The 20,772-nt window shown below is 41.3% G+C and carries 17 protein-coding genes and 2 tRNA genes; 8 read left to right on the top strand and 11 right to left on the bottom strand.

Annotated elements, in window-relative coordinates:
- Positions 1-9: 9 nt before the first annotated feature.
- From L0657_RS15595 to L0657_RS15585, 3 genes are all read right to left on the bottom strand, one after another.
- On the bottom strand, positions 10-3,063 hold the full coding sequence (locus L0657_RS15595) for a glycoside hydrolase family 3 N-terminal domain-containing protein (RefSeq protein ID WP_235151712.1): 3,054 nt from the start codon (positions 3,061-3,063) through the stop codon (positions 10-12).
- 227 nt (positions 3,064-3,290) lie between these two features.
- Positions 3,291-3,998 (bottom strand): ATP-binding cassette domain-containing protein, encoded by a 708-nt coding sequence (locus tag L0657_RS15590; RefSeq protein WP_235151711.1) that lies wholly within the window; start codon positions 3,996-3,998, stop codon positions 3,291-3,293.
- A gap of 22 nt (positions 3,999-4,020) precedes the next feature.
- The gene (locus L0657_RS15585; protein ID WP_235151710.1) at positions 4,021-5,136 is read right to left on the bottom strand and encodes an acyltransferase family protein; all 1,116 of its coding nucleotides are present in this window, start codon (positions 5,134-5,136) and stop codon (positions 4,021-4,023) included.
- Between the two features lie 278 nt (positions 5,137-5,414).
- On the opposite strand from L0657_RS15585, the gene L0657_RS15580 reads away from it, so the two are divergent.
- The 3 genes from L0657_RS15580 (at position 5,415) to L0657_RS15570 (ending at position 6,417) form a co-directional block, all read left to right on the top strand.
- The gene (locus L0657_RS15580) at positions 5,415-5,819 is read left to right on the top strand and encodes a hypothetical protein (protein ID WP_235151709.1); all 405 of its coding nucleotides are present in this window, start codon (positions 5,415-5,417) and stop codon (positions 5,817-5,819) included.
- Positions 5,820-5,960: 141 nt separating this feature from the next.
- Positions 5,961-6,164 (top strand): hypothetical protein, encoded by a 204-nt coding sequence (locus L0657_RS15575; RefSeq protein WP_235151708.1) that lies wholly within the window; start codon positions 5,961-5,963, stop codon positions 6,162-6,164.
- Positions 6,157-6,417, top strand: a complete 261-nt coding sequence (locus L0657_RS15570; protein ID WP_235151707.1) for a type II toxin-antitoxin system RelE/ParE family toxin — start codon at positions 6,157-6,159, stop codon at positions 6,415-6,417. Before L0657_RS15575 ends, L0657_RS15570 begins: the two co-directional genes overlap by 8 nt.
- Before the next feature lie 15 nt (positions 6,418-6,432).
- Here L0657_RS15570 and L0657_RS15565 read toward each other — a convergent pair whose 3' ends face one another.
- The 3 genes from L0657_RS15565 to L0657_RS15555 all read right to left on the bottom strand — a co-directional run bounded on the left by L0657_RS15565 (position 6,433) and on the right by L0657_RS15555 (position 11,458).
- A complete protein-coding gene (locus tag L0657_RS15565; protein WP_235151706.1) occupies positions 6,433-8,100 on the bottom strand; it encodes a NuoM family protein in 1,668 nt (555 codons plus the stop codon).
- A gap of 60 nt (positions 8,101-8,160) precedes the next feature.
- Complete coding sequence (gene nuoL, locus L0657_RS15560) at positions 8,161-10,125, bottom strand: NADH-quinone oxidoreductase subunit L (protein ID WP_235151705.1); 1,965 nt, start codon at positions 10,123-10,125, stop codon at positions 8,161-8,163.
- A 61-nt stretch (positions 10,126-10,186) separates the two neighbouring features.
- Positions 10,187-11,458 carry a serine hydrolase gene (locus L0657_RS15555; RefSeq protein ID WP_235151704.1) on the bottom strand — a complete coding sequence of 424 codons (1,272 nt, stop codon included), beginning with the start codon at positions 11,456-11,458 and terminating at the stop codon, positions 10,187-10,189.
- Positions 11,459-11,661: 203 nt separating this feature from the next.
- On the opposite strand from L0657_RS15555, the gene L0657_RS15550 reads away from it, so the two are divergent.
- Positions 11,662-12,384, top strand: a complete 723-nt coding sequence (locus L0657_RS15550) for a class I SAM-dependent methyltransferase (RefSeq protein WP_235151703.1) — start codon at positions 11,662-11,664, stop codon at positions 12,382-12,384.
- Positions 12,385-12,400: 16 nt separating this feature from the next.
- Here L0657_RS15550 and asnS read toward each other — a convergent pair whose 3' ends face one another.
- Positions 12,401-13,837 carry an asparagine--tRNA ligase gene (gene asnS / locus L0657_RS15545; RefSeq protein ID WP_235151702.1) on the bottom strand — a complete coding sequence of 479 codons (1,437 nt, stop codon included), beginning with the start codon at positions 13,835-13,837 and terminating at the stop codon, positions 12,401-12,403.
- A 170-nt stretch (positions 13,838-14,007) separates the two neighbouring features.
- On the opposite strand from asnS, the gene L0657_RS15540 reads away from it, so the two are divergent.
- The 4 genes from L0657_RS15540 (at position 14,008) to L0657_RS15525 (ending at position 15,912) form a co-directional block, all read left to right on the top strand.
- On the top strand, positions 14,008-14,667 hold the full coding sequence (locus tag L0657_RS15540; protein WP_235151701.1) for a hypothetical protein: 660 nt from the start codon (positions 14,008-14,010) through the stop codon (positions 14,665-14,667).
- 167 nt (positions 14,668-14,834) lie between these two features.
- Positions 14,835-15,614: an enoyl-CoA hydratase/isomerase family protein gene (locus L0657_RS15535; protein WP_235151700.1), complete on the top strand. Its 780-nt coding sequence runs from the start codon at positions 14,835-14,837 to the stop codon at positions 15,612-15,614.
- A gap of 90 nt (positions 15,615-15,704) precedes the next feature.
- Positions 15,705-15,778 (top strand) — tRNA-Arg (locus tag L0657_RS15530).
- Between the two features lie 60 nt (positions 15,779-15,838).
- Positions 15,839-15,912, top strand: a tRNA-Pro gene (locus tag L0657_RS15525).
- Positions 15,913-16,031: 119 nt separating this feature from the next.
- Here L0657_RS15525 and L0657_RS15520 read toward each other — a convergent pair.
- From L0657_RS15520 to L0657_RS15505, 4 genes are all read right to left on the bottom strand, one after another.
- A complete protein-coding gene (locus L0657_RS15520) occupies positions 16,032-18,011 on the bottom strand; it encodes a gliding motility-associated C-terminal domain-containing protein (RefSeq protein ID WP_235151699.1) in 1,980 nt (659 codons plus the stop codon).
- Positions 18,012-18,090: 79 nt separating this feature from the next.
- A complete protein-coding gene (locus L0657_RS15515) occupies positions 18,091-18,876 on the bottom strand; it encodes an IS982 family transposase (RefSeq protein WP_235151987.1) in 786 nt (261 codons plus the stop codon).
- A 400-nt stretch (positions 18,877-19,276) separates the two neighbouring features.
- Positions 19,277-19,672 carry a DUF2958 domain-containing protein gene (locus L0657_RS15510; RefSeq protein ID WP_235151698.1) on the bottom strand — a complete coding sequence of 132 codons (396 nt, stop codon included), beginning with the start codon at positions 19,670-19,672 and terminating at the stop codon, positions 19,277-19,279.
- Positions 19,673-20,186: 514 nt separating this feature from the next.
- Entirely contained in the window at positions 20,187-20,762 is a 576-nt protein-coding gene (locus L0657_RS15505; RefSeq protein WP_235151697.1) for a TetR/AcrR family transcriptional regulator, read from the bottom strand.
- Positions 20,763-20,772 lie beyond the last annotated feature (10 nt).

Raw genomic sequence — 20,772 nt, 5'->3', positions numbered from 1 at the left:
TGTAACTGATTAATGAAGAATGCTTTTCCTTTCCAGAAGTGAGGTATATACTACATCGTGAATTCTACGACGGGTGCGTTGTGTCGTGATGCCGTTATTTTCAGGATCAGGGTTGATACGGTTAGATAAAAAGACAAACACCAGGTCTTCATCCGGATCTACCCAGACAATTGCGCCTGTAAAGCCGGTATGCCCAAATGAGTTCACAGAGGCTTGCGCAGAAACATAAGAACTATTTCCATCTACCGGCGCCTTATCCCAACCCAAGCCGCGGTGGTGTGCTTCGTCGTACATACGTGCAAACAACTGAACAGTACCCGGTTGAAAGAACACTTTTCCGCCATATCTACCTTTCCACAAATCCATTTGAAAAAGAACGGCCAGGTTTGTTGCGGTTGAAAATAAACCTGCGTGACCGGAGACGCCACCCATAACTGCCGCCATCTGATCATGAACAGTACCTTGAAGCAGTTGGTTACGAAAACGGCAATCCTGTTCGGTCGGTGCAATTTGTTTTTCAGAAAACCGTCTTAGCGGATTAAAACCCGTATAATTAAGACCAAGCGGTTCGTAAATATTCGTTGTCACAAAAACATCCAAAGGCTGTGCTGTAATTTTCTCTACAATTTTCTGCAATGTCAGAAAACCCAAATCGCTATATAGATATCCATATTTTCCGGACTTGTCTCTGGTGTTATTCATCGGAGATTTCACAACCCATTTCCAGACTGAATCACGCAGCGCGGGTTTTGCAAACAACCTCGGAGCCACCTGAAGAATGTAAATACTATCCGGCTTGGAACTATAATATTCAGGCAACAGTCCTCCGGCACTTGTTTTTGTCCTGTCCCACAAAGTAGGGTAAAAGGACACAAGGCCCGAACGGTGCATCAAAAGATCCCGGATGGTGAAATTCTGTTTGTTTGTCGCGTGCAATTCTGGCAAATAATGAGAAGCGCGTTCATCCAGATTGATCAGTTTCCGATCATATAACAACATGATCGATTGCAAAGTCGCGGCCATTTTGGTTACCGAGGCTACATCATAAATCGTTTCAGAAGTCACTCGTTCGGGCGTGCGATAACTGAGCCCGCCAAATGATTTGTCATATACCACTTTTCCTTTTCTTGCCACAACCACCTGACATCCCGGGAAAATTCGATCGTTTACAGCTGCATTTGCGATTTCATCAATATTTTTAAGCGTCGCGCCATTCATCCCGACACTTTCCGGAGTTCCAAAACTGATTCGATTAATCGTCTCCGTTGTTACCCCGTCACCTGCCTTATAAATCGATACCGAGACAGGCAATCGGCCTTGCGATGCCAACGCTCCAAAAATAATCTGCGGGACAATTTCCTGCTGGTCAGTTCCATCCTGATTGGCACAGATCAAAGCATCTGTTTCAGGGAAAAACTGGATACTGTACGGCGTACCAAACAGACAAAGTATTACCTTTTTGCCTTGCTGTTTCAATTGTCTGACAAACTCTGCTGAGCCGGACGAAACGCCATAATTACGTTTTGGATTTGAAGCGATGCCGTGCACACCGACCACAACCGTTTCATAAGGCTGCAAGTAATTCAGCATTTCCGTTATCTGTTCCTGACTTGGCTCCTCCCAAAATGAATAAGGCCGGATTGGCTTGTAGGTCATCAGCATTTTTTGGAAAACCGAATTAACCCCTTCTCCAATGCTCACAGCTGCCATATTCTGGCCTTCTATCTCCCGCACCGGCAAAATTCCATTTTCGTTTTTAACAACCGTTACTGACGCTTCGCCGATTTCTCTGATCAGTTGTTTACTATCTTCCGTATTCAGGTCAGCATATAAATTGTTGATATCAATGGGTTGATATTCCCCTAAACCAGACCAATATTTGGCCTGCAAAATCCGCTTTACTTTATCATCCAGAAATTTCTGCGAGATGGTACCCTGATTAAGTGCCTCTTTAATTTTGGTGATCGTTTCTGCAACATTTTCAGGATAAAGCAAAACGTCATTTCCTGCAATCAAAGCTTTCAGGTTAACCTCAGCAGCACGCCCGGTTTTCAAAACACCACGCATATTCATCGCATCTGTAAAAACAAGACCGCGAAAACCCATCTGTTTTTTAAGTAATCCGTTGATCACTTTATCTGAAAGCGAACTTGCAAGCTGCGGGGTATTATCCAAAGCAGGAATAAACAAATGCCCGCTCAAAACGCCCATCAAACTGTCTGCAATCAGTTGGCGATAAGGATAAAGATCCACCTCGTTGAGTTGTTGCTCTGTATGAGTAAGTACGGGCAGTGTAAAATGAGAATCGGCATCAGTATCACCATGCCCGGGAAAATGTTTTGCAGTGGCGATCACACCGTTATGCTGCAAACCTTTCATATAGGCAACTGCCTTGCGCGTTACATTTTCACGATCTTCACCAAAAGAACGGATACCAATGACCGGATTGTTGGCATTACTATTAATATCAGAAACAGGAGCAAAATTGATCTGTATACCCAGGCGACGGCATTGTCTGGCAATATCGCTGCCCATGCGGTAAATAAGCTCGTCATCCTGAACGGCTCCTAAAACCATTTGTTTTGGAAAAGAAATGGTACTATCCAAACGCATACCTAACCCCCACTCTCCATCAATACCGATAAAAAGCGGAACTTTGGAACGGGCCTGGTAATGATTGGTAAGCTGTGCCTGACGAACCGGGCCGCCCTGGAAAAAAATTAAACCTCCTAAATGATATTCGTCGATCAGTCTGTCAATATATCTGGTCGTGGATTCATCGCGATTTGAGAAGGTAGCCACCATAAACAACTGGCCGATTTTTTGTTCCAGTGTTAGTGATGACAAAGTGCTGTCTACCCATTGATTTTCAGGCAAAACCACGACAGGATCGCGGCGACTTTTAGGTGTGCTTTTCACCTGCTTTTCTTTCACAGGTTCCAATATTTCCATAAAAGGCTGATCAGTCTGGATCAATTTCCAGGCCACCGCAACGGTACTAAACACCACAAGAACTACAATACCTACAACAACACGAAGATGGCTTCCCAACCTTTTTTCCATTTCTATTCCGACTTTTTAGAGGAAGTAATATTCAAGCAGTTTTCAGAAGTTGAGCTAAAATATATTTTCGATAATTACAATGATAACAATTTCCAACAGTAAAAAATCCGGTTTTTAATTGTTTTAAGGCAATTCTAATTATTTGGTGGCTGTCGGCAATCGGCCGTCGGCGATCAGACTTTTAAATTTTATTCACAAACAATTAACCCTTAATCATTAACCATTATTCAGACGGTAAGGCTTCGAAAAGTTTCTTCGAGCGATTTGCCTGTTTGTCTTAATGTTTCCAGTGAACTGTCACTCACTACACGTCCCTTGTTGATGATGATCACACGGTCGCATAAAGCCTCCACTTCCTGCATAATGTGGGTTGAAAAAAGAACGGTTTTGTTATGGCCCGCCGTCCGGATAAGCTCCCTGATTTCCTGTATCTGGTTGGGATCCAGACCAGTAGTTGGTTCGTCCAGAATCAGCACCGCAGGATCATGCAGGAAAGATTGTGCTAAACCCACACGCTGGCGATACCCTTTTGATAATTGTCCGATCTTTTTTCTTTTTTCAACTTCAAGTCCGCAAAGCGCTATCATTTCCTCAACTCTTGCTTTTAATGACGCGCCCCGCATTCCATATAATTTTCCTGAAAATAATAAGAATTCACGTACATACATATCCAGATAAAGCGGATTATGTTCGGGCAGATAACCAATGGAACGTCGGGCAGGCATTGGCTGCTCGTTCACATCGAAATCTGCTACCGTCGCTGTGCCGGAAGTTGCATTTAAGAAGCCGGTCAGAATCTTCATGGTTGTAGATTTCCCTGCGCCGTTTGGGCCAAGAAAACCTACAATCTCTCCGGGTTTCAGGGAAAACGAAATCCCGTCTACCGCCCGCTGCGTTCCATATACCTTCGTAAGATTCGTAACCTGAATTGACATTATAAATTCAATGCGTAAATAATTAAACTTTCAAAAATAATTTATTTCTCCATAACAAATACATAAATGTCCATTGAACCATGATAAATGCAATCACACCGCCAACAGCCTGAACCGGTTCCGGGAAGAATTCGAGCGCACCTCCGAAAAGCGCTTCTGCCGTATATTCAAAATTAATATACCGCCCAACCATGTAAATAACGATCGAATTCATACCGATAACCACGAAAAAGAATGTCCAGCGGCGGTAATTTAAGACATCAATAACCCAATAGAATAACGCAAGCAAAAGGGTACTGCAACCGCCAGCGCAAAGCACAAACGAACTGGTCCACAAATTCTTATTGATCGGAAAAACAATATTCCATACTTGCGATATTATTAAACTTACAATACCACCAGCAACCAGATAAAGTACTTTTTTATTTTGCGAAAGTTTTGCCGCATCTGTACGCAAAATTTCTCCGGAAAATATGCCCATCAGTCCGGTTGCAATCGCAGGAATTGTTGAAATCAAACCTTCCGGATCATGAATTTTAAGGTGCAGGCGACCAGGAAGAATAAGTCTGTCCAGATAACTTGTAGGATTACATTCCATCGTCATCATTCCGACCTCACAGCCTGGAACAGGAAAATACATCATAAATGCCCAATAACCCAGTAACAAACCTGCAAACCAAACCCAGCGACTTGTTTTTCCCGTGTATAAATAAATAATCTGCGCAAACATTCCTGCAAGACCGATACGCCCGAGCACACTTGGATAGCGCATATTGTGCCATTCGGTATGAAAAATTCCATTGTTATAAATGATACCTAAAAGTACCAGAACAATGCCACGCTGGATCACCTTGCGAATTAAATCAGAAGCAGGAACACCTTTTTCCAAACGGCTTCCCAGAGAGAACGGCGTTGAAACGCCTGCCATGAAAAGGAAAGTCGGGAAAATTAAATCATAAGCGCGAAAACCATTCCACTCAGGATGCGTTAGTTGATGCGCAATCAAAACGGCCCATGACCAGCCGGTAACTTTGGCTAAAACAGCAAAAATATCTTCGCCGCCGGAAATCCAAAACATGTCAAATCCACGCAGTGTATCAAGCGACAACAACCGGTGTGAAGTAGAGCTTTCTTTCATTGAAAAAATTAAGGTATAGGAAATTAAATTTGGTACAAACGACGGATAATAAAAGCTTTTTTGGTTTCCGACATAAACACAACTACAATTACTGGATTCTTGGGCAAAAATACTATCAGTGATTTGTCGCGGTTGTTATTTTATTTGAATCGACATATTATCTACCGGAATAAGAAAGAAGTTTTCAGGTATTCATTTTTTCAACCCTTGTATATATTCTTTGGAAAGTAATCTTCGTTAGTAGCAACAACATTTCATTCCAAACAAAAAAGCAATCAATGAAAAAACTAATTTTTCTTTTTCTTACCGTAACAGGCTTATTTTTCACAGGATGCGCCACGTCGACCAACCAATCTTCAAAAGATTCTGATGATTATGAAGAAACCTCCACGGTAAATCCGAAGTTGAACAATAAGCGGCTGGAAAAAAATCTGGAAAAATTTGCAGCTGATCTTGATCTCTCAAAGAGACAAGTTAAGCAGATTAAGAAAATTGAGAAACGGTACGCGCGGAAGGATAGAAAACTTTCAAAAAATGACGATGCCAAACGTCGCGATCATAACCAGCTTTCCGAGGCGAAAAGAGAGGAGATTTTGTATGTACTAACAAATGAACAGCAACAAAAACTGGAAGTTTTGGCCAAGAAAAACAGGTTCAGTCTGGACCGGATTTTTGGGAAATAATAGTAACAATAGTGACTTCTATTGACATTATTCGTTAGGTTCAATAGAGGTCATTTTTGAAATTATAAGATCATTACTTAAATTGATATACCATAGGCCAAATTTCATTTCCCCAATTTATCGAATGTAACCAAAAAGATTATGATCGCTTTACATCCAAAATACGCAACGAATGATGATGGAGAAAAACTCGTCATACTTTCTCAGAAGGAATTTGATAACATTATTGAAGCATTGGAAGATCAGGAAGATCTAAGATTATATGATGAGGCAAAAAATGAAGACGACGGCACCCGAATCTTATTCTCAGATTTCTTAAAGAGCAGAGAATATAAAAATGTCTGATTATACTCTTTTCCTATCTAAAAAAGCTAAAAAACAATTAGAAAACCTTCCTGAAAAAATCGTCCCTACAATTATTTTAGCTATCGGTGCGCTTCAAAGTGATCCGCGTCCAGATGGATGTAAAAAATTGAAAGGTAGAAAAAGCGGTTACCGAATTCGTATTGGCAATTACCGTGTTCTTTATGATATTTTCGATCGGGAATTAGTTATTGAAGTTATAACCTTAGGACATAGAAAAGATGTCTATGAATAAGAGCCCTGAAAATAACTACTGTAACCGCTCCAAAAACGCCTGAACCGTTGGCCCGGTCATATCAAATAGCAATCCCGGAAAAATCCCAAGCAATACAGAAATAACGGCTAATGGCGTCAATAATGCAATTTCGCGGGTTGTCAGATCGGTAAGCATGATTGAATCGTCCGCTTTGTACCAAAACGTTCCAAAAAACATACGCTGGTAAGTCCAGAGAAAATAAGCCGCGGCAAGAACAATCCCCAAAGTTGAAAGTGCCGGAATCCAGACCGGCAAAGGACCTGCCTGAAACGCGCCCATCAGCGTGAATAATTCTCCAACAAAACCCGAAAATCCGGGTAATCCCAAGGAAGCAAAAAAGGCAATTCCAGTCAGAATGGTATAACGTGGCATCGGTCCGATGAGACCGCGGTAATTATCAATTTGCCGGTCGTGGGTCCGGTCGTAAATTACCCCGGCCAAAAGAAAGAGCATTGAAGAAAGTATACCATGGCTAACCATCTGATAAATAGCTCCGTTAATTCCTTCCGCCGTGAAAGCTGCAACACCTAATAACACAAAACCCATGTGTGAAACCGAAGAAAAAGCAATCATCTTTTTCAGATCCGTTTGTGCCAGAGCATTGAAGCCGCCGTATACGATAGAAATCATACCGAGTATTGCCAAAGGAATCATGCTGTATTGAGCCTCAGCCGGGAAAAATCCATCTACTATCCGGATAAAACCATAACCTCCGATTTTTAAAAGAATTCCGGCCAGCACAACCGAAATAGGTGTCGGTGCTTCAACGTGTGCGTCGGGCAACCAGGTATGCACCGGGAATACAGGAAGTTTGACAGCAAAACCGGCAAACAAAAACCAGAACGCAAGCAGGCGAACAGGTATACCCATTAAATTAAATTCTGTTTCAGGACTTAAAATGGAACCGGGAATATAATTTCCGGCATCCGTCAGATAGGCAAAGCGAAAAGTATGAACCAACTGATCCGGGGCAATTCTGCCATCTGCAAGCCATTGTTGAATTTGTAAAATAACATCCGTCTGTACAAGATCTTCAGGACCAACAATACCGACTGCGCGGGCTGTTTCCACAGGGTCGATCACGGAAAGATAAAGTCCGATCATCACGATCAGAATTAACAGCGATCCGAAAAATGTATAAATGAAAAATTTGAGTGCGGCATATTCCCTTCTTGGCCCACCCCACAAACCGATAAGAAAATACATCGGCAACAGCATAAACTCAAAAAACAGGTAAAACAGGAAGAAATCCTGCGCCAGAAAACAACCGATCACACTTCCGCTTAACACAAGGTATAAAGCAAAATAAGCCCTGGTTTTCTGGCTGATACTCCATGAACTGATCATACCGACGAACAATACAACAACAGCCAATATCACCAGCGGAAAACTGATACCATCTACTGCCAACGCATAATCAATCGAAACCACGCCAAGAGATCCGATTGGCAATGTGATCCAGTCAACCGTTTCGCTTAACTGATATCCCGTATTTTGATTCTGAAAAAAGAGAAATAAGGATAATCCGGTCAATAATTCCAGTAGCAATACTGAAAGCGCGATCATCCTGAAATCACCGGGACGTTGCGAAGGCCAGACAGAAACCGCAGCGGCTCCGAATAAGGGAATGGCGATCAGTAAAGAAAGTATATGGTCAATCATTATATAAACTGAAACAAAAATATATGAGATAAAAGAGCGCTGAACGCTCCAACTATTTTCCTATAAAACAGTAAGCCACAAAATCAGAAGTAAAACTCCCAAGGCGGTGACAAGGTAATAGGATTGTATTTTACCATTCTGAAATCCACGGACGCCCTGACCCGCTGATTTAATTGTGAAAACAGTCAGCTTAACCCCTCCATCCACAATATTCTTGTCTCCCCAACTTAGTATATGTGCAAACACAACGCTCCATTTTGCAACACCATCCACAAAAGCGTCGACGAACTTGCTTTCAAATTGTTTTAATCCGTTTGAAATAAAAGCAAATGATTTGATAAAAAATGCTTCTCTTGAAAATTCGTTAAGCCCGGCCAGCTTTTTCAATAAAGGAACCGAATTTTTAGAATTCCCTGCATAGATTGAGAATGGATCTTCGGCTTTTGTTTCGCGAAATGCCAGAAAAATTGATATCAAAGTTATACCCGTTGCCACAAAGGGCACCCAAAGAATATGACCGAACTCTTCCGCTCCGACAAGTTCTAAAAACCAGCCATGGGAAGCATCGAACGGATTCCACGAAAACCAGATGAAAACTGAAAGTGATGCAAGTAAAGCCATAGGCCCCCACATCAATACAGGAGATTCGTGTGGATGAACAGATTTAAAAATCTGGTATCGTTTTTCTCCCAAAAAAATCAACCAAACCTGGCGGGTCATGTAATAAGCTGTTATCCCCGCCGAAATCATAATGACAATTGGAAACAAATAAGCCCAGGCACCGTGTTTCTCTGCCCAGAAAAATGCCTCTACAATAATCGCATCCTTTGATAAAAATCCGGAGAAAAACGGAAGTCCCGCCAAAGCCGACGAACAGATGGCAAAGCAGACAAAGGTAACCGGCAGATATTTTCTCAGGCCGCCCATGGTACGCATATCCTGCGGATCAAAAGTTTCGTCCGTTTCAGAAGGCGTTACAGCGTGGATTACAGAACCTGCGGAAAGAAATAATCCTGATTTGAAAAATGCATGGGTTGCTAAATGGAAAAGCGCCGTGCGCCAGCTTCCCAGCCCGACTGCAATAACCATCAGTCCCAACTGTGACATGGTAGAATATGCCAGCACGCGTTTAATATCCCAAACCTGCGTTGCTTTCACTGCTCCAATTACCATCGTAATGGTTCCGATGCAGGCGATAACGATTTGGGCTTCGGGTGTTAATAAGAAAGATATTCTTGCTAATAAAAATATTCCGGCAGCAACCATCGTCGCTGCGTGGATCAGCGCGGATACCGGCGTTGGCCCTTCCATCGCGTCAGGAAGCCAGCCAGATAAAGGGAATTGGGCTGATTTTCCCATACAACCTCCAAAAAGGCATAAGCCGATTGCGGTTAAAATTCCGGCATCTAGCGACTGGATTGAAGTGGCAAGCACCTCAAAGTCGGTAGAACCAATATAGTAAAACAGCATTAAAATTCCGGTCAGAAATGCTGCGTCTCCGATTCTGTTTAAAACAAAAGCTTTTTGTGCAGCCCAGACAGCACGTGGCTTGAAATACCAGAAACCAATTAAAAGATAAGATGACAAACCAACCAGCTCCCAGAAGATATACATAACCAGTAAACTTCCCGACAGGACGATACCAACCATGGAAAACAGGAAAAGCTGAATGAAAGCAAAATAACGGTGCAGATTTTTGTCGCCATGCAGATAAGATATGGAGTAAATCTGCACAAGCAAAGCCACAAAATGAACGATGATCAACATAATGGCCGTCAGCTCATCAAAGAGAAAAGATAGAATTATTTTTGTCTGCCCGATCAGAGCCCAATTGAAAGAAACGGTATGAAGCGTGTCGATATCCGCATAAACGATACTTGCTCCCAGTCCAATTGCCGTTATGAAAGCGCCAATCCAGCCTGCTGATTTGTTCAGGTTCTTTCCGCCAAGCCACAATACAAAAAATGCCAGAATCGGTAAACCCAGAAGTAAGGAAGCAGGTACGGTATAATCGGTTTCTGACATTGAGGTGAGTATTCGTTTAGTCCGGCAAATATCCTGAATTACCGTCCGATTTCAAATTAAGCTAGAGATCTTTCTCAATATCTTCAAGCTTATCGCTTTCGCTGCCATGCAGCACAGTCAACAATTCTTTGATATCGTAAATATTTCGGTTGTATGAATTTCCCAGGATGATAATAACTGCCTCATCTTCCGGACATATCCAGAACATGGAATTATAACCTTTCCACCATCCGCCATGATAAATAAAACGGGTTGAGTGATCAGGTTTTACGTGCATCCGGAATCCATAACCATAATTCCTGATACCGTCGCGCTCGAAACTTCTTGGCGTCCAGGCTTCTTTTAAAAGATTTTTATTGATCAGCAAACCGGAAGTCAGGCCGGCATAAAAACGGTAAATATCTCCTGTCGTTGAGTATAATCCTTTATCTCCGACAACATCATCATAATAATCTTTCGCCAGCATCCGGCCATATTGATGACCAACCGTTCTATACATCATTGAAGCTTCGGAAGTGTCGGTCACCAAAACTGTGTTGTTCATGCCGAGCGGCGCGAAAATTTCATTGTGCAAATAATTGTCAAAAGACGCACCGGTCACCTTTTCGACGATTGCCGCCAGAACGCAATAGTTGGTGTTACAATAATTAAAGGACCGCCCCGGTCTGTTGTATGGATGGGGCGTCGGAACTACTTTCGCATACCAATCCATCACCGTCATATTGGTTGGAAATTTCTTGCCATGCCGAACACTATCCGGGAATGAGTAAATATAATTTGGCAAACCACTTCTATGACTCAGCAGCATATCCACTTTTACCCCATGGTATGGAAAATCAGGAAAAAATCTTTGTACAGAATCTTCCAAACTTACCTTTCCGTCCTGAATCAATTTAAGCACAGCAACCGCCGTGAACGGTTTTGACAAAGAGGCCAGCTGAAACTTGGAATGACTTTGCAATGAATCCTTATCTTTCAAATGCGCATAACCAAACGAGCCTTGATACAGGATATGTCCTTTCTGAACGACCAGAACATTTCCATTAAAACCGGCTCTTCTTTTCCTTCTGAATATATCTTCTATTTGTGTTATTTTAAGAAGTGTTTTCGCATCCGGATTTCGGATTTCCGTTGGATCCAGATTTGGGTTGGATTTGGCATTTCTCTTGAAATTTACAAGATCATGAGACCTGCTGTTGCTCACCCAAACCCAGGAAAGCACAATTACTACTACGGCAAACAACGCCGCCCACCACATTTTCGGCTGCACTTTTTTCAACATAGGCTTTTGGCCATTAAATTTTTCAAACGTTACATACCAACGAAAACTCATTGGCATTTTTTATATCTTGTCTTTTAATTTCAATCTAATCCAGGTCTGGCAATCCGGAATATTACTTTTTCGTTTTATATCAAAAAAATATACAAATCTTAGATTACCAGGCTTACAAAGATATAAATTAGAAAGTAACGACCCTAACACTGGTTTAGATTGATTCCAAAATAACTTAACACCAGCATTTTTCACGAATGACAATGACGACTTCCTTATCGCAAAAATCAACAATCCAGGAGATTCAGACACGATTTGACAATGATGTTGATCGTTTTAGCAAACTAGAAACAGGACAGCAGGCAACGATCGATGCACCACTGGTTCTTGATCTGGTTGCTCAAACGGCAGCTTTGCATTTGAAACCCAATGACACAATGCTTGACCTGGGCTGCGGAGCGGGCAATTTTACGCTGCGTGTTTTGCAGGAAATTCACCCGCTTGAATGCCATCTGGTTGATCTGAGCCAACCTATGCTAACCCGGGCCAGCGAGCGCGTCGAAGCGGCAGGCGTTAAATATGTGCAAACTTATCAGTCTGATCTGCGCGATCTGGATTTTGAAGAAAACACTTTCGATTGTATGCTCGCAGGCGCAGTTTTACATCATCTTCGCGATCATGAGGACTGGCAGGAAACTTTCGAGAAATTATATAAATGGCTGAAACCGGGTGGCAGGATTTATGTTTCCGATCTCGTTTCCTTTGATGAACCGGGCGTTAATAAATTAATGTGGAAGCGGTATGGCGATTATCTTGAATCTTTGGGAGGAGCAGAATATAAAGAAAAAGTCTTCGCTTATATCGATAAGGAAGACTCTCCGCGTTCGTTGCCGTTTCAGCTTGGTTTACTGAGGTATGCCGGCTTTTCTCATTATGATATTCTTCACCGCAACAGCGTTTTTGCTTGCTATTACGGTGAAAAATAGTTTCAAAAAGCGCTGATTAAAACTCAGCGCTTTTTGGATATCTTGGGAAAGGAATTACGTCGCGAATGTTGCTCATTCCTGTTACAAACAATACCAGACGCTCAAAACCCAGACCGAAACCGGAGTGAGGCGCGGTACCGAATTTACGTGTTTCCAGGTACCACCAGATCGTTTCAGGATCAATTCCCACTTCGTGAACACGTTCCAGAAGTTTCTCGTAATTATCTTCACGCTGGCTACCACCGATAATTTCACCAATACCAGGGAAAAGAACGTCCATCGCACGAACCGTTTTTCCATCGTCATCAAGTTTCATATAGAACGACTTGATTTCTCGTGGATAATTAGTCAGGATAACTGGTTTTTTGAAATGTTTTTCTACCAGATAACGCTCGTGCTCACTTGATAAGTCAATTCCCCATCCTACCGGAAACTGGAATTTCTTTTCTTTATGCGGTTTTGATTTTAACAAAATATCAATCGCCTCAGTGTAAGTCAGACGCTCGAACGCATTTTCAACAACAAAATTCAGTTTCTCCAAAAGCGGGATCGAACGTTCATTTTGCGGCTTGTTTTTATCTTCCTCAGCCAGACGGTTTTCAAGAAATGCCAGATCATCTTTGCAGTTTTCCAACGCATAACCGATCACATATTTGATAAAATCCTCTGCCAGATCCATATTATCTTCCAGCTCGAAGAAAGCCATTTCAGGCTCAATCATCCAGAACTCGGCAAGGTGACGTGTTGTATTTGAGTTTTCAGCGCGGAAAGTCGGGCCAAAAGTATATATTTTAGAAAGAGCCATAGCGCCAAGCTCTCCTTCCAGTTGTCCGGAAACAGTCAGGTTTGCCTCTCTTCCAAAAAAGTCTTCTTTAAAATTAATTGCACCTTCATCCGTTCTTGGCAATTTTTCCAGGTCCAAAGTGGTTACCCGGAACATTTCTCCCGCTCCTTCTGCATCAGAAGCGGTGATGATTGGCGTATGCAGATAGAAAAAACCTCTATCGTTATAGTATTTATGAACGGCAAACGCCAGTGTATGACGAATACGCAAAATAGCACTGAATGTATTAGTCCGTGGGCGCAAATGCGCTATTTCACGCAGAAATTCCAGTGAATGTCTTTTCGGTTGCAACGGGTAAGCATCAGGATCGGCAGCTCCATACACGTGTATATCCTCAATTTTAACTTCGACAGCCTGGCCTGAGCCCTGCGATTCTACAAGCTGGCCCGTTATTTTTAAACAAGAGCCGGTGGTAACAGTAAGTAAAAGTTCAGCTGAGAATTGTCCGGGAGCTGCAACCGCCTGTATATTATGAATGGTTGATCCGTCGTTGAGCGCTATGAAAATTGCATTTTTACTTTCACGCTTCGTACGTACCCAACCTTTCAGGGTAACGGATTGTCCATCCGGAGTCTGTTGTAATAATTCTTTGATCTGCAAAGGTCCCATCTTAATATAAATTCAATCCTTATATAAAACTCAACTGTAAACTTCTTTTTTATGAGGCGCAAAATTACAAAATACCCTACGAAAACCTATTTTAATAGACCAACTTACTTTTATGTTTTGAAAGACATTGTCTGAACTGGTTTATGGATTAAATTTGTTTCTTGCAAACTATGACTAACGTTTTTCCTGTTTTGAATACCCGTATCGCGACTTTTTTATCCGTAGTATTTCACCCTCTGATTATTACTACCTACCTGTTTGCAGTTCTTTTCCTGATCACTCCCGACCTTATGGGTGTCAGCGCACTGGAACTTCCGGGACTGGGCAGTTTACTGCTTTTGATATTTTTAAACACGTTTGTTGCGCCTACGATAATCATATATTATTTCTACCGTCTGGGCATCGTGAGCACTTTACACGTCGATTCCCTGCGTGAAAGAAGATTGCCCTATTTGGCTTGTGCGATCATTTATGCCATCGCAACGTATCTGTTCGGCTGGCAGCTGCAACCAATCGCAGAACTGGCACCACAGATTGCGATACTTTTAGGCAGTGTCACCGTCTCTATGATCGCCATTGCGCTCGTAAGTTTGTCATGGAAAATAAGTGCGCATGCTACGGGAATGGGCGGCGCCATTGGTATCATCACCGGTATGATCATTCGTTTTGATGAACAATTATTACTTATGCCACTGCTGGTTATCGTACTTATCAGTGGATTTTTATTAAGCGCAAGATTATATTTAAACGCACATACACCAGCCCAGATTATCGCAGGATTGGCTTGCGGATTGACGATCAGCAGCGCAACGGTATATTTGTTCTTTTAATTTGGCTGTCGGCAATCAGCTTTCGGCACTCGGCGGTTGATAGAAAATAGTTGTAGAAAAACGAAATGGCTCGCGTTTTGAAATTGTAGAATTCCAACCGACCTCCGGTTGCTGACAGCTGACAACCGACCGCCACATAAGAATTATTCATCTCAAACTGATTTGCCATGTACCAGAACCTCCTTTTTGATTGTAACGACGGCGTTGTCAGAATATCACTGAACAGGCCGGCGGTTCATAATGCTCTAAGCCTTGATCTGATCAGAGAAATTACCGAGGCAGTTCGCGAGGCAGAAGCAGATCCGACGGTTCGCGTGATTGTTTTGACCGGTGAAGGAGATAAGGCATTTTGTTCTGGGGCTGATTTGAAAACTGCGATGGAATCTGGAAAAACCGCTGGCGAAATGCTTCGCGATGGATATAACCCGATGATCGAAGCACTGAGAAATATTCCAAAACCAGTGATTTGCAAATTAAATGGCCTGGCAGTTGGCGCTGGCTGCTCGCTCGCTTTGGCCTGCGATATGATTATTTCCAGTGACGACGCCTATCTAAGCCAGATGTTTGTGCACATAGGTCTGATGCCGGATGCTGGGGCTTCCTTCTTTTTACCAAGATTGGTCGGTATGGCAAGAGCCTTTGAACTGGCGTCAACTGGTAGAAAAGTTTTCGCACCGGAAGCCGTTCAGATTGGGTTAATCAACAAATCAGTTCCAAGAGATAAATTGGACGAAGCAGTGGAAGAAGCAGTTTCTTATTACCGCAATGCTCCTACCCTGGCGATCGGTGCTATGAAAAGAGTTCTAAACCGATCTTTCGAGTCGAATCTGTCTGAAATTCTAAATATGGAAATGGAGAATCAGGATATGCTATACAAAACCCGGGATGCAGCCGAAGGAATTTCTTCTTTTTTACAAAAGAAAAAACCTGATTATCAGTGTAGATAGTAAGTAGTTTAAAAATATTTCAAAATTATTTACCCCGATACTTGCATAAGCCGAAGTCATCTTCTACCTTTGCAGTCCAATTCAAGGAATGGATTTGTAGCTCAATTGGATAGAGCACCTCACTACGGATGAGGAGGTTTGGGGTTCGAATCCCTACAAGTCCACAAAAAAAGCACTTATCACTATTGATAAGTGCTTTTTACTGAAAAGAAAAATTCTTGATTCGGGGAGTGGCGCAGCCCGGTAGCGCATCTGGTTTGGGACCAGAGGGTCGCAGGTTCGAATCCTGTCTCCCCGACAAAAAAGTCTCTGAATTTTCAGAGACTTTTTTTATGCCCTAGCGGGAAAATTTATTTCCGCTATCCGTCAATCTGTGATGATACCAAAAGTTTGACAACAATGACAAACAACTTCAAACTACCGAATCAGTAAAACTGTGCCACTTCTGTTAAGCACTTCTCCATCATCGGTCACCGCCTCCATTTTCCATACATAACTACCATTATCCAACTTAATACCTTTCAAACTTCCATCCCAACCTTCGCTAAGCTCTTTCGAAAAATAAATAACTTCTCCCCAGCGATTGAATATTTTTAGATAGTTAAGCGAAGAAATGTTGTTAAAAACCGGCCTTAATAATTCGTTTTCATTGTCTCCGTTGGGAGTAAAAACATCGGGCAGGTTTATCCAGGTGGGAGGTATTATCGTCAATTTAACTGTACCTGCTCCGCTACATCCCTGGGGTGTAGTAACTGTAACGACATAAGTCTGACTGGAATTAATGGTTGCGGTTGGATTCGGAATAGCAGCGTTGTCAAGCCCGGCAGGCGGACTCCACAAATAACTTCCATTCGATATTCCAACCAACTGGTCAGACGAGGCCTTGAGCTGGTATGCGACATTGGGTGGAATCATGGCGTTTGGAGAAACTTCTAATTCAATCTGCTGAATCACTTCTATTTGTACTGTATCTTTTAAAACACAGTTTTCCCTGACCGCTGTTATGATATAATCCATTGTCTGAGCAGGCGAAGCATGTGGATCTTTACTTGCTGGGTTATCAAGCCCAATTTCCGGGCTCCAGGCATACGATATCGCATCGCCCGTCGTAGCAAGTTGAATTTCCTGGCCAACACATATGGTCGTATCGGGAATACTTTTAAGTGAAAGATTTCCATTTACCTTAATGACAACGGACGTATCCTTAACGCAGCCATTATCATCTTTTGCAAAAACCCTGTAATTACCTGCTGGTAAATTAAAGATCGCCGATGATTGGAAAGTCACAGAATCCAGAGAATATACATACGGCTCAGCACCATTCGTGGCCAAAACCGTCATCACAGACTGACCTTTACATTCTTCAGGAATAATTTCCAGGGAAATCGTTGGCAAAACTGCTGTGGTAATGTTTTTTATATTTATAATTTTATTTCCGCATGTACTATTTGTAACTGTCAGCCCAACAAATTTCTTGCCCACAATATTCCAATGGATCAGATATGGGCCCCTTCCTGAACCACTCAGAACGGTGGCACCGTCGAAAGTCCATTGAAAATCGTATTCCGTATCGGATGGTAAATTACCCGTATACGCAACTTTAACATTACCAACTCCACACAATGGATTAGGATCAACCAGAAAATCGGCAGCCTGATTTATGGAGGAAATAAAACAGATGTCTGTAAATTCTTGTCTGACTTCCGCTTCTTTCAGGTATTTATTTCTAACAGACAAAAACGCAAAATTGGCTTCACCAGACTCACAGGGCACCACACCATCATCTTTATAAAAACTGATTGGTATTCCTGCCTTACCCACATATTTTTTGTCAACGTCTTTATAACTGGCAAACAGGATTCCTTCGGCGTATAAAGTCACAATGTCAGTTGCACTTTCACGTGTTAAGGTGAGCAGATAATAGGTGTTTTCTTTAAAATATGGACAGGGGCCAACACTTCCGGTAACATCAAATTCAATACATCGTCTGTCTGCTCCACTATTACTAGTAAAGTAAATCCCCTCATCTTTCTGACCATTTGAAAAATCGATAATCCTTGTTCTGCCGCCTCCCCATTTCGTATTTTTTACATACAGCTGAATGGTATAATCATCGCCAATTATGCCATCTGTATTTGGATACATCAAACCGAAATTCTGATTATTATGGTAAACCCTTCGCTGCAAGCCACAAGATAATTCATCATCAACGAAGCCCCCCGGATTATTAGAAGTAGTACAAGTGCCAATAGCTTTCGTTGGAATAAGATCGGGAGCGCAAGTGGGTTCGGCGACTTTAAGATTATTTACAAAACGATAAGCGTGCTCGACAGTTTGGGCGTGCGCATTGATATACAAAAAAAGTATAACGATCGTTTTAAGAAATATCGACTTCATGATGAGGGTGTATGCATACGCTTAACGTGAGTAAATAGAATAATTACATCGAATTATTTCTACAACCTGTTGGGTGAAATTATGTGATTTGAATTTTGATGTTGTTTATATTCCTTTTAAATACAAATTTGTTAAGGTATTGAATCAAAGTAAGAGAAGTAATTTTTGCAAGGATTCTTGTCCTAAATCCATCAAAACTTTTCGCATAATTTCTCCTAATCATGAATTGATCACATAGTTGAGAGAATAGCGTTTCTATTCTTTTTCTGGTTCTTCTAAAAACATATGCTTGTTTTTTATATTTCTTTTGATTGCTTCTCATCGGCGTTTCCAGTCGGACATTGACATTATGAAACAGATCTAGTTGTTGTTCATTGGATATGTAGCCTTTGTCTCCAAGTAAAACAGAATCAGATAGTTGTGATTTAACATCTTTTAGATAAGCAATATCATGAACATTTGCCTTGCTAATATCAATAGAATGAAAAACACCAGACATCGTACAGATTCCATGGAGCTTATAGCCATAAAACCATGTGTTTTGAGACGCACAAAAGCCTTTTTCGGGAGCTGTCTCAAAAGATTCTTTACAGATTTTGGCCCTTTTATGTCTAGCCATTTTACATATTTCCAATGGCATTGAGTCAACTACAAAGTAGTCCTCAAATTCAATGAAACTTTGATTTAATTTCGTTCTGATCAATTCGGTATAGGCAAATAATTTTCGGCGACGTTTGTTAAATTGGCTTCTCTCTAAAATATTGGAAATCCCGTCTTCTGGTATCATTTGAAATAAGAGATTCTCGCTATCTATGCTCATAAATTCAGCTGTCAAACTTAAAGCAACAACTTGGTTATCAGACATCTTAGGTTTACGACCAGCTTTCTTTACTCTACAATCGATATTTAGTAATTCAATTGTTTCCAGGATTTTATAATAATTTTTTGCTATTTTTGACATACATATTGGGGTTTGTTTGGCGACTTTAAGATACTGAATTTCAGTATCTTAACCCAATATGTGTTTAACTTTCTTCCTTAATTCTATTTCACCCAACGGGTTTCTACATTTTAAATTTACGAGAAAACTCGCAATTCAGTCTTGAAGTCAGAATAATTTATTCGGTAAGATATCTGGATTCAGGTATCCAGTTGACAGGTGAAGGAGTAGTAAGTTTAGACCAATCCCAAAATAAAATTGGTATGACTGGTAAAAGGCCGCACAAGAACCCTGAGTTCAGATACGGCCGTAAAGTGGTGTAAGTTTAACTGAATTCCCGTTCTGCAATAACCTTTACAGCGCGTTTCAAAATCTCTTCATCCTCCGTTATTCTTTTAACCATTTTAGCAGCTTCCGCATAAACGCTCATGGGATATTGGGGCACAAAATTCGTATCCATTTCCACCATCGGCACTTTCAGCCTTGCATGTTTGATACTTTCAAGATGTTCGATCGAAACGTAACTTAATTCAGTTAGCCCCTGGCCCAAATCGCAAAGGCCAAATGCGATGTTGTTGGTCGCATCAAGTTCTGATAAAAGCCAGATCGCTTTACCATATTGTGAATATAATTTTACTACCGGAGCATGATCTTTGCCAAGTTCGTTTTGAACTTCAAGAGCATTCTGGATCATGATCGCTCTGAGATCTTCTGTAATCATTTTTGACATGTTCCAAATATACTAGCTTAGGGAATATTTGACAATTAATAACAATAGAGAAAAATATCACTAGTCGTTTTCATCTTAATTTTCATCCCCACAAACGAAAAAAGGAAACCACAAATGCCGGCTTCCTCTCATTATTCTCGACCTATTTCAGGATAGAAGAATTATTGGATGATAATCAATAATCTCATTATTGAACTTTTCGGAATTTTCAACCCACCACTTCACCCATTTTTGGTAAGCTTTTTTGCGCAGCCTCTTTTTCATATCAAATCTTTTTTAAGTAGAGCACAGTTAACTCAAAAAGCAGGCCAACAGTAAAATGTTAGTTTGTTGTTTGACAAATTGTGCGACAATTTAGGAGAATCTTACTATGCTGTAATAACATATAATACCCTAAATTATTGTACGTTCAAAAGATCTGCTGGTCACAATTTATTAACTATTTATTCTCTACAACTTATACGATTATCAAGCTTGTAATTTTAGACTTTTAACTCCGAAAATTCTAGTTTTTAATCATATCTATCAAAAATTGAGCCAATTTCTCGACCTGCTTTTTGTCCTTCGATAATATGTATGTTTGCCATAATCCTGTAAAATTGGCCGCTATAAACTCAGCCAATAATCGTGGATCTTTGTCTGCTGATATCTCGCCAACTTCTTTGGCATCCGTGAGAAGCTGTTCAAAAAATTCAACAATATCTTTCCAATTGTTATTAATAATGGAATGAACACTCTGATCCACCGTAGCCAGCTCAAATGTTGAGTTCACTGCCATACAACATTTCCCTGTATTAACAGTAGCTTCTACGACGCTTAGGATCATATTTTCCACCTTTTCCATGGGAGAAGTTCCCAAAGCGGCTTCCTTATGCTCTCTTAATTTTTCAGCCGCATAGTTTCCCAGGCATTGCAAATAAAGGCTGTGTTTATCGCCATACGTGTCATATATACTACCCCGGTTCAGCCCCATAGTCTGTACGAGGTCCTCCATGGAAGTTGCGTTATAACCTTTCTGCCAAAAAAGATCACGCGCCTTTTCCATCCTTTCTTCCGGATCAAACTCTTTCTTACGTGCCATGATGCAAAAT

The sequence above is a fragment of the Dyadobacter sp. CY345 genome (assembly GCF_021502725.1).
In the GTDB taxonomy this organism is placed as follows: domain Bacteria; phylum Bacteroidota; class Bacteroidia; order Cytophagales; family Spirosomataceae; genus Dyadobacter.
This window is presented reverse-complemented; position numbering and strand designations above follow the sequence as displayed.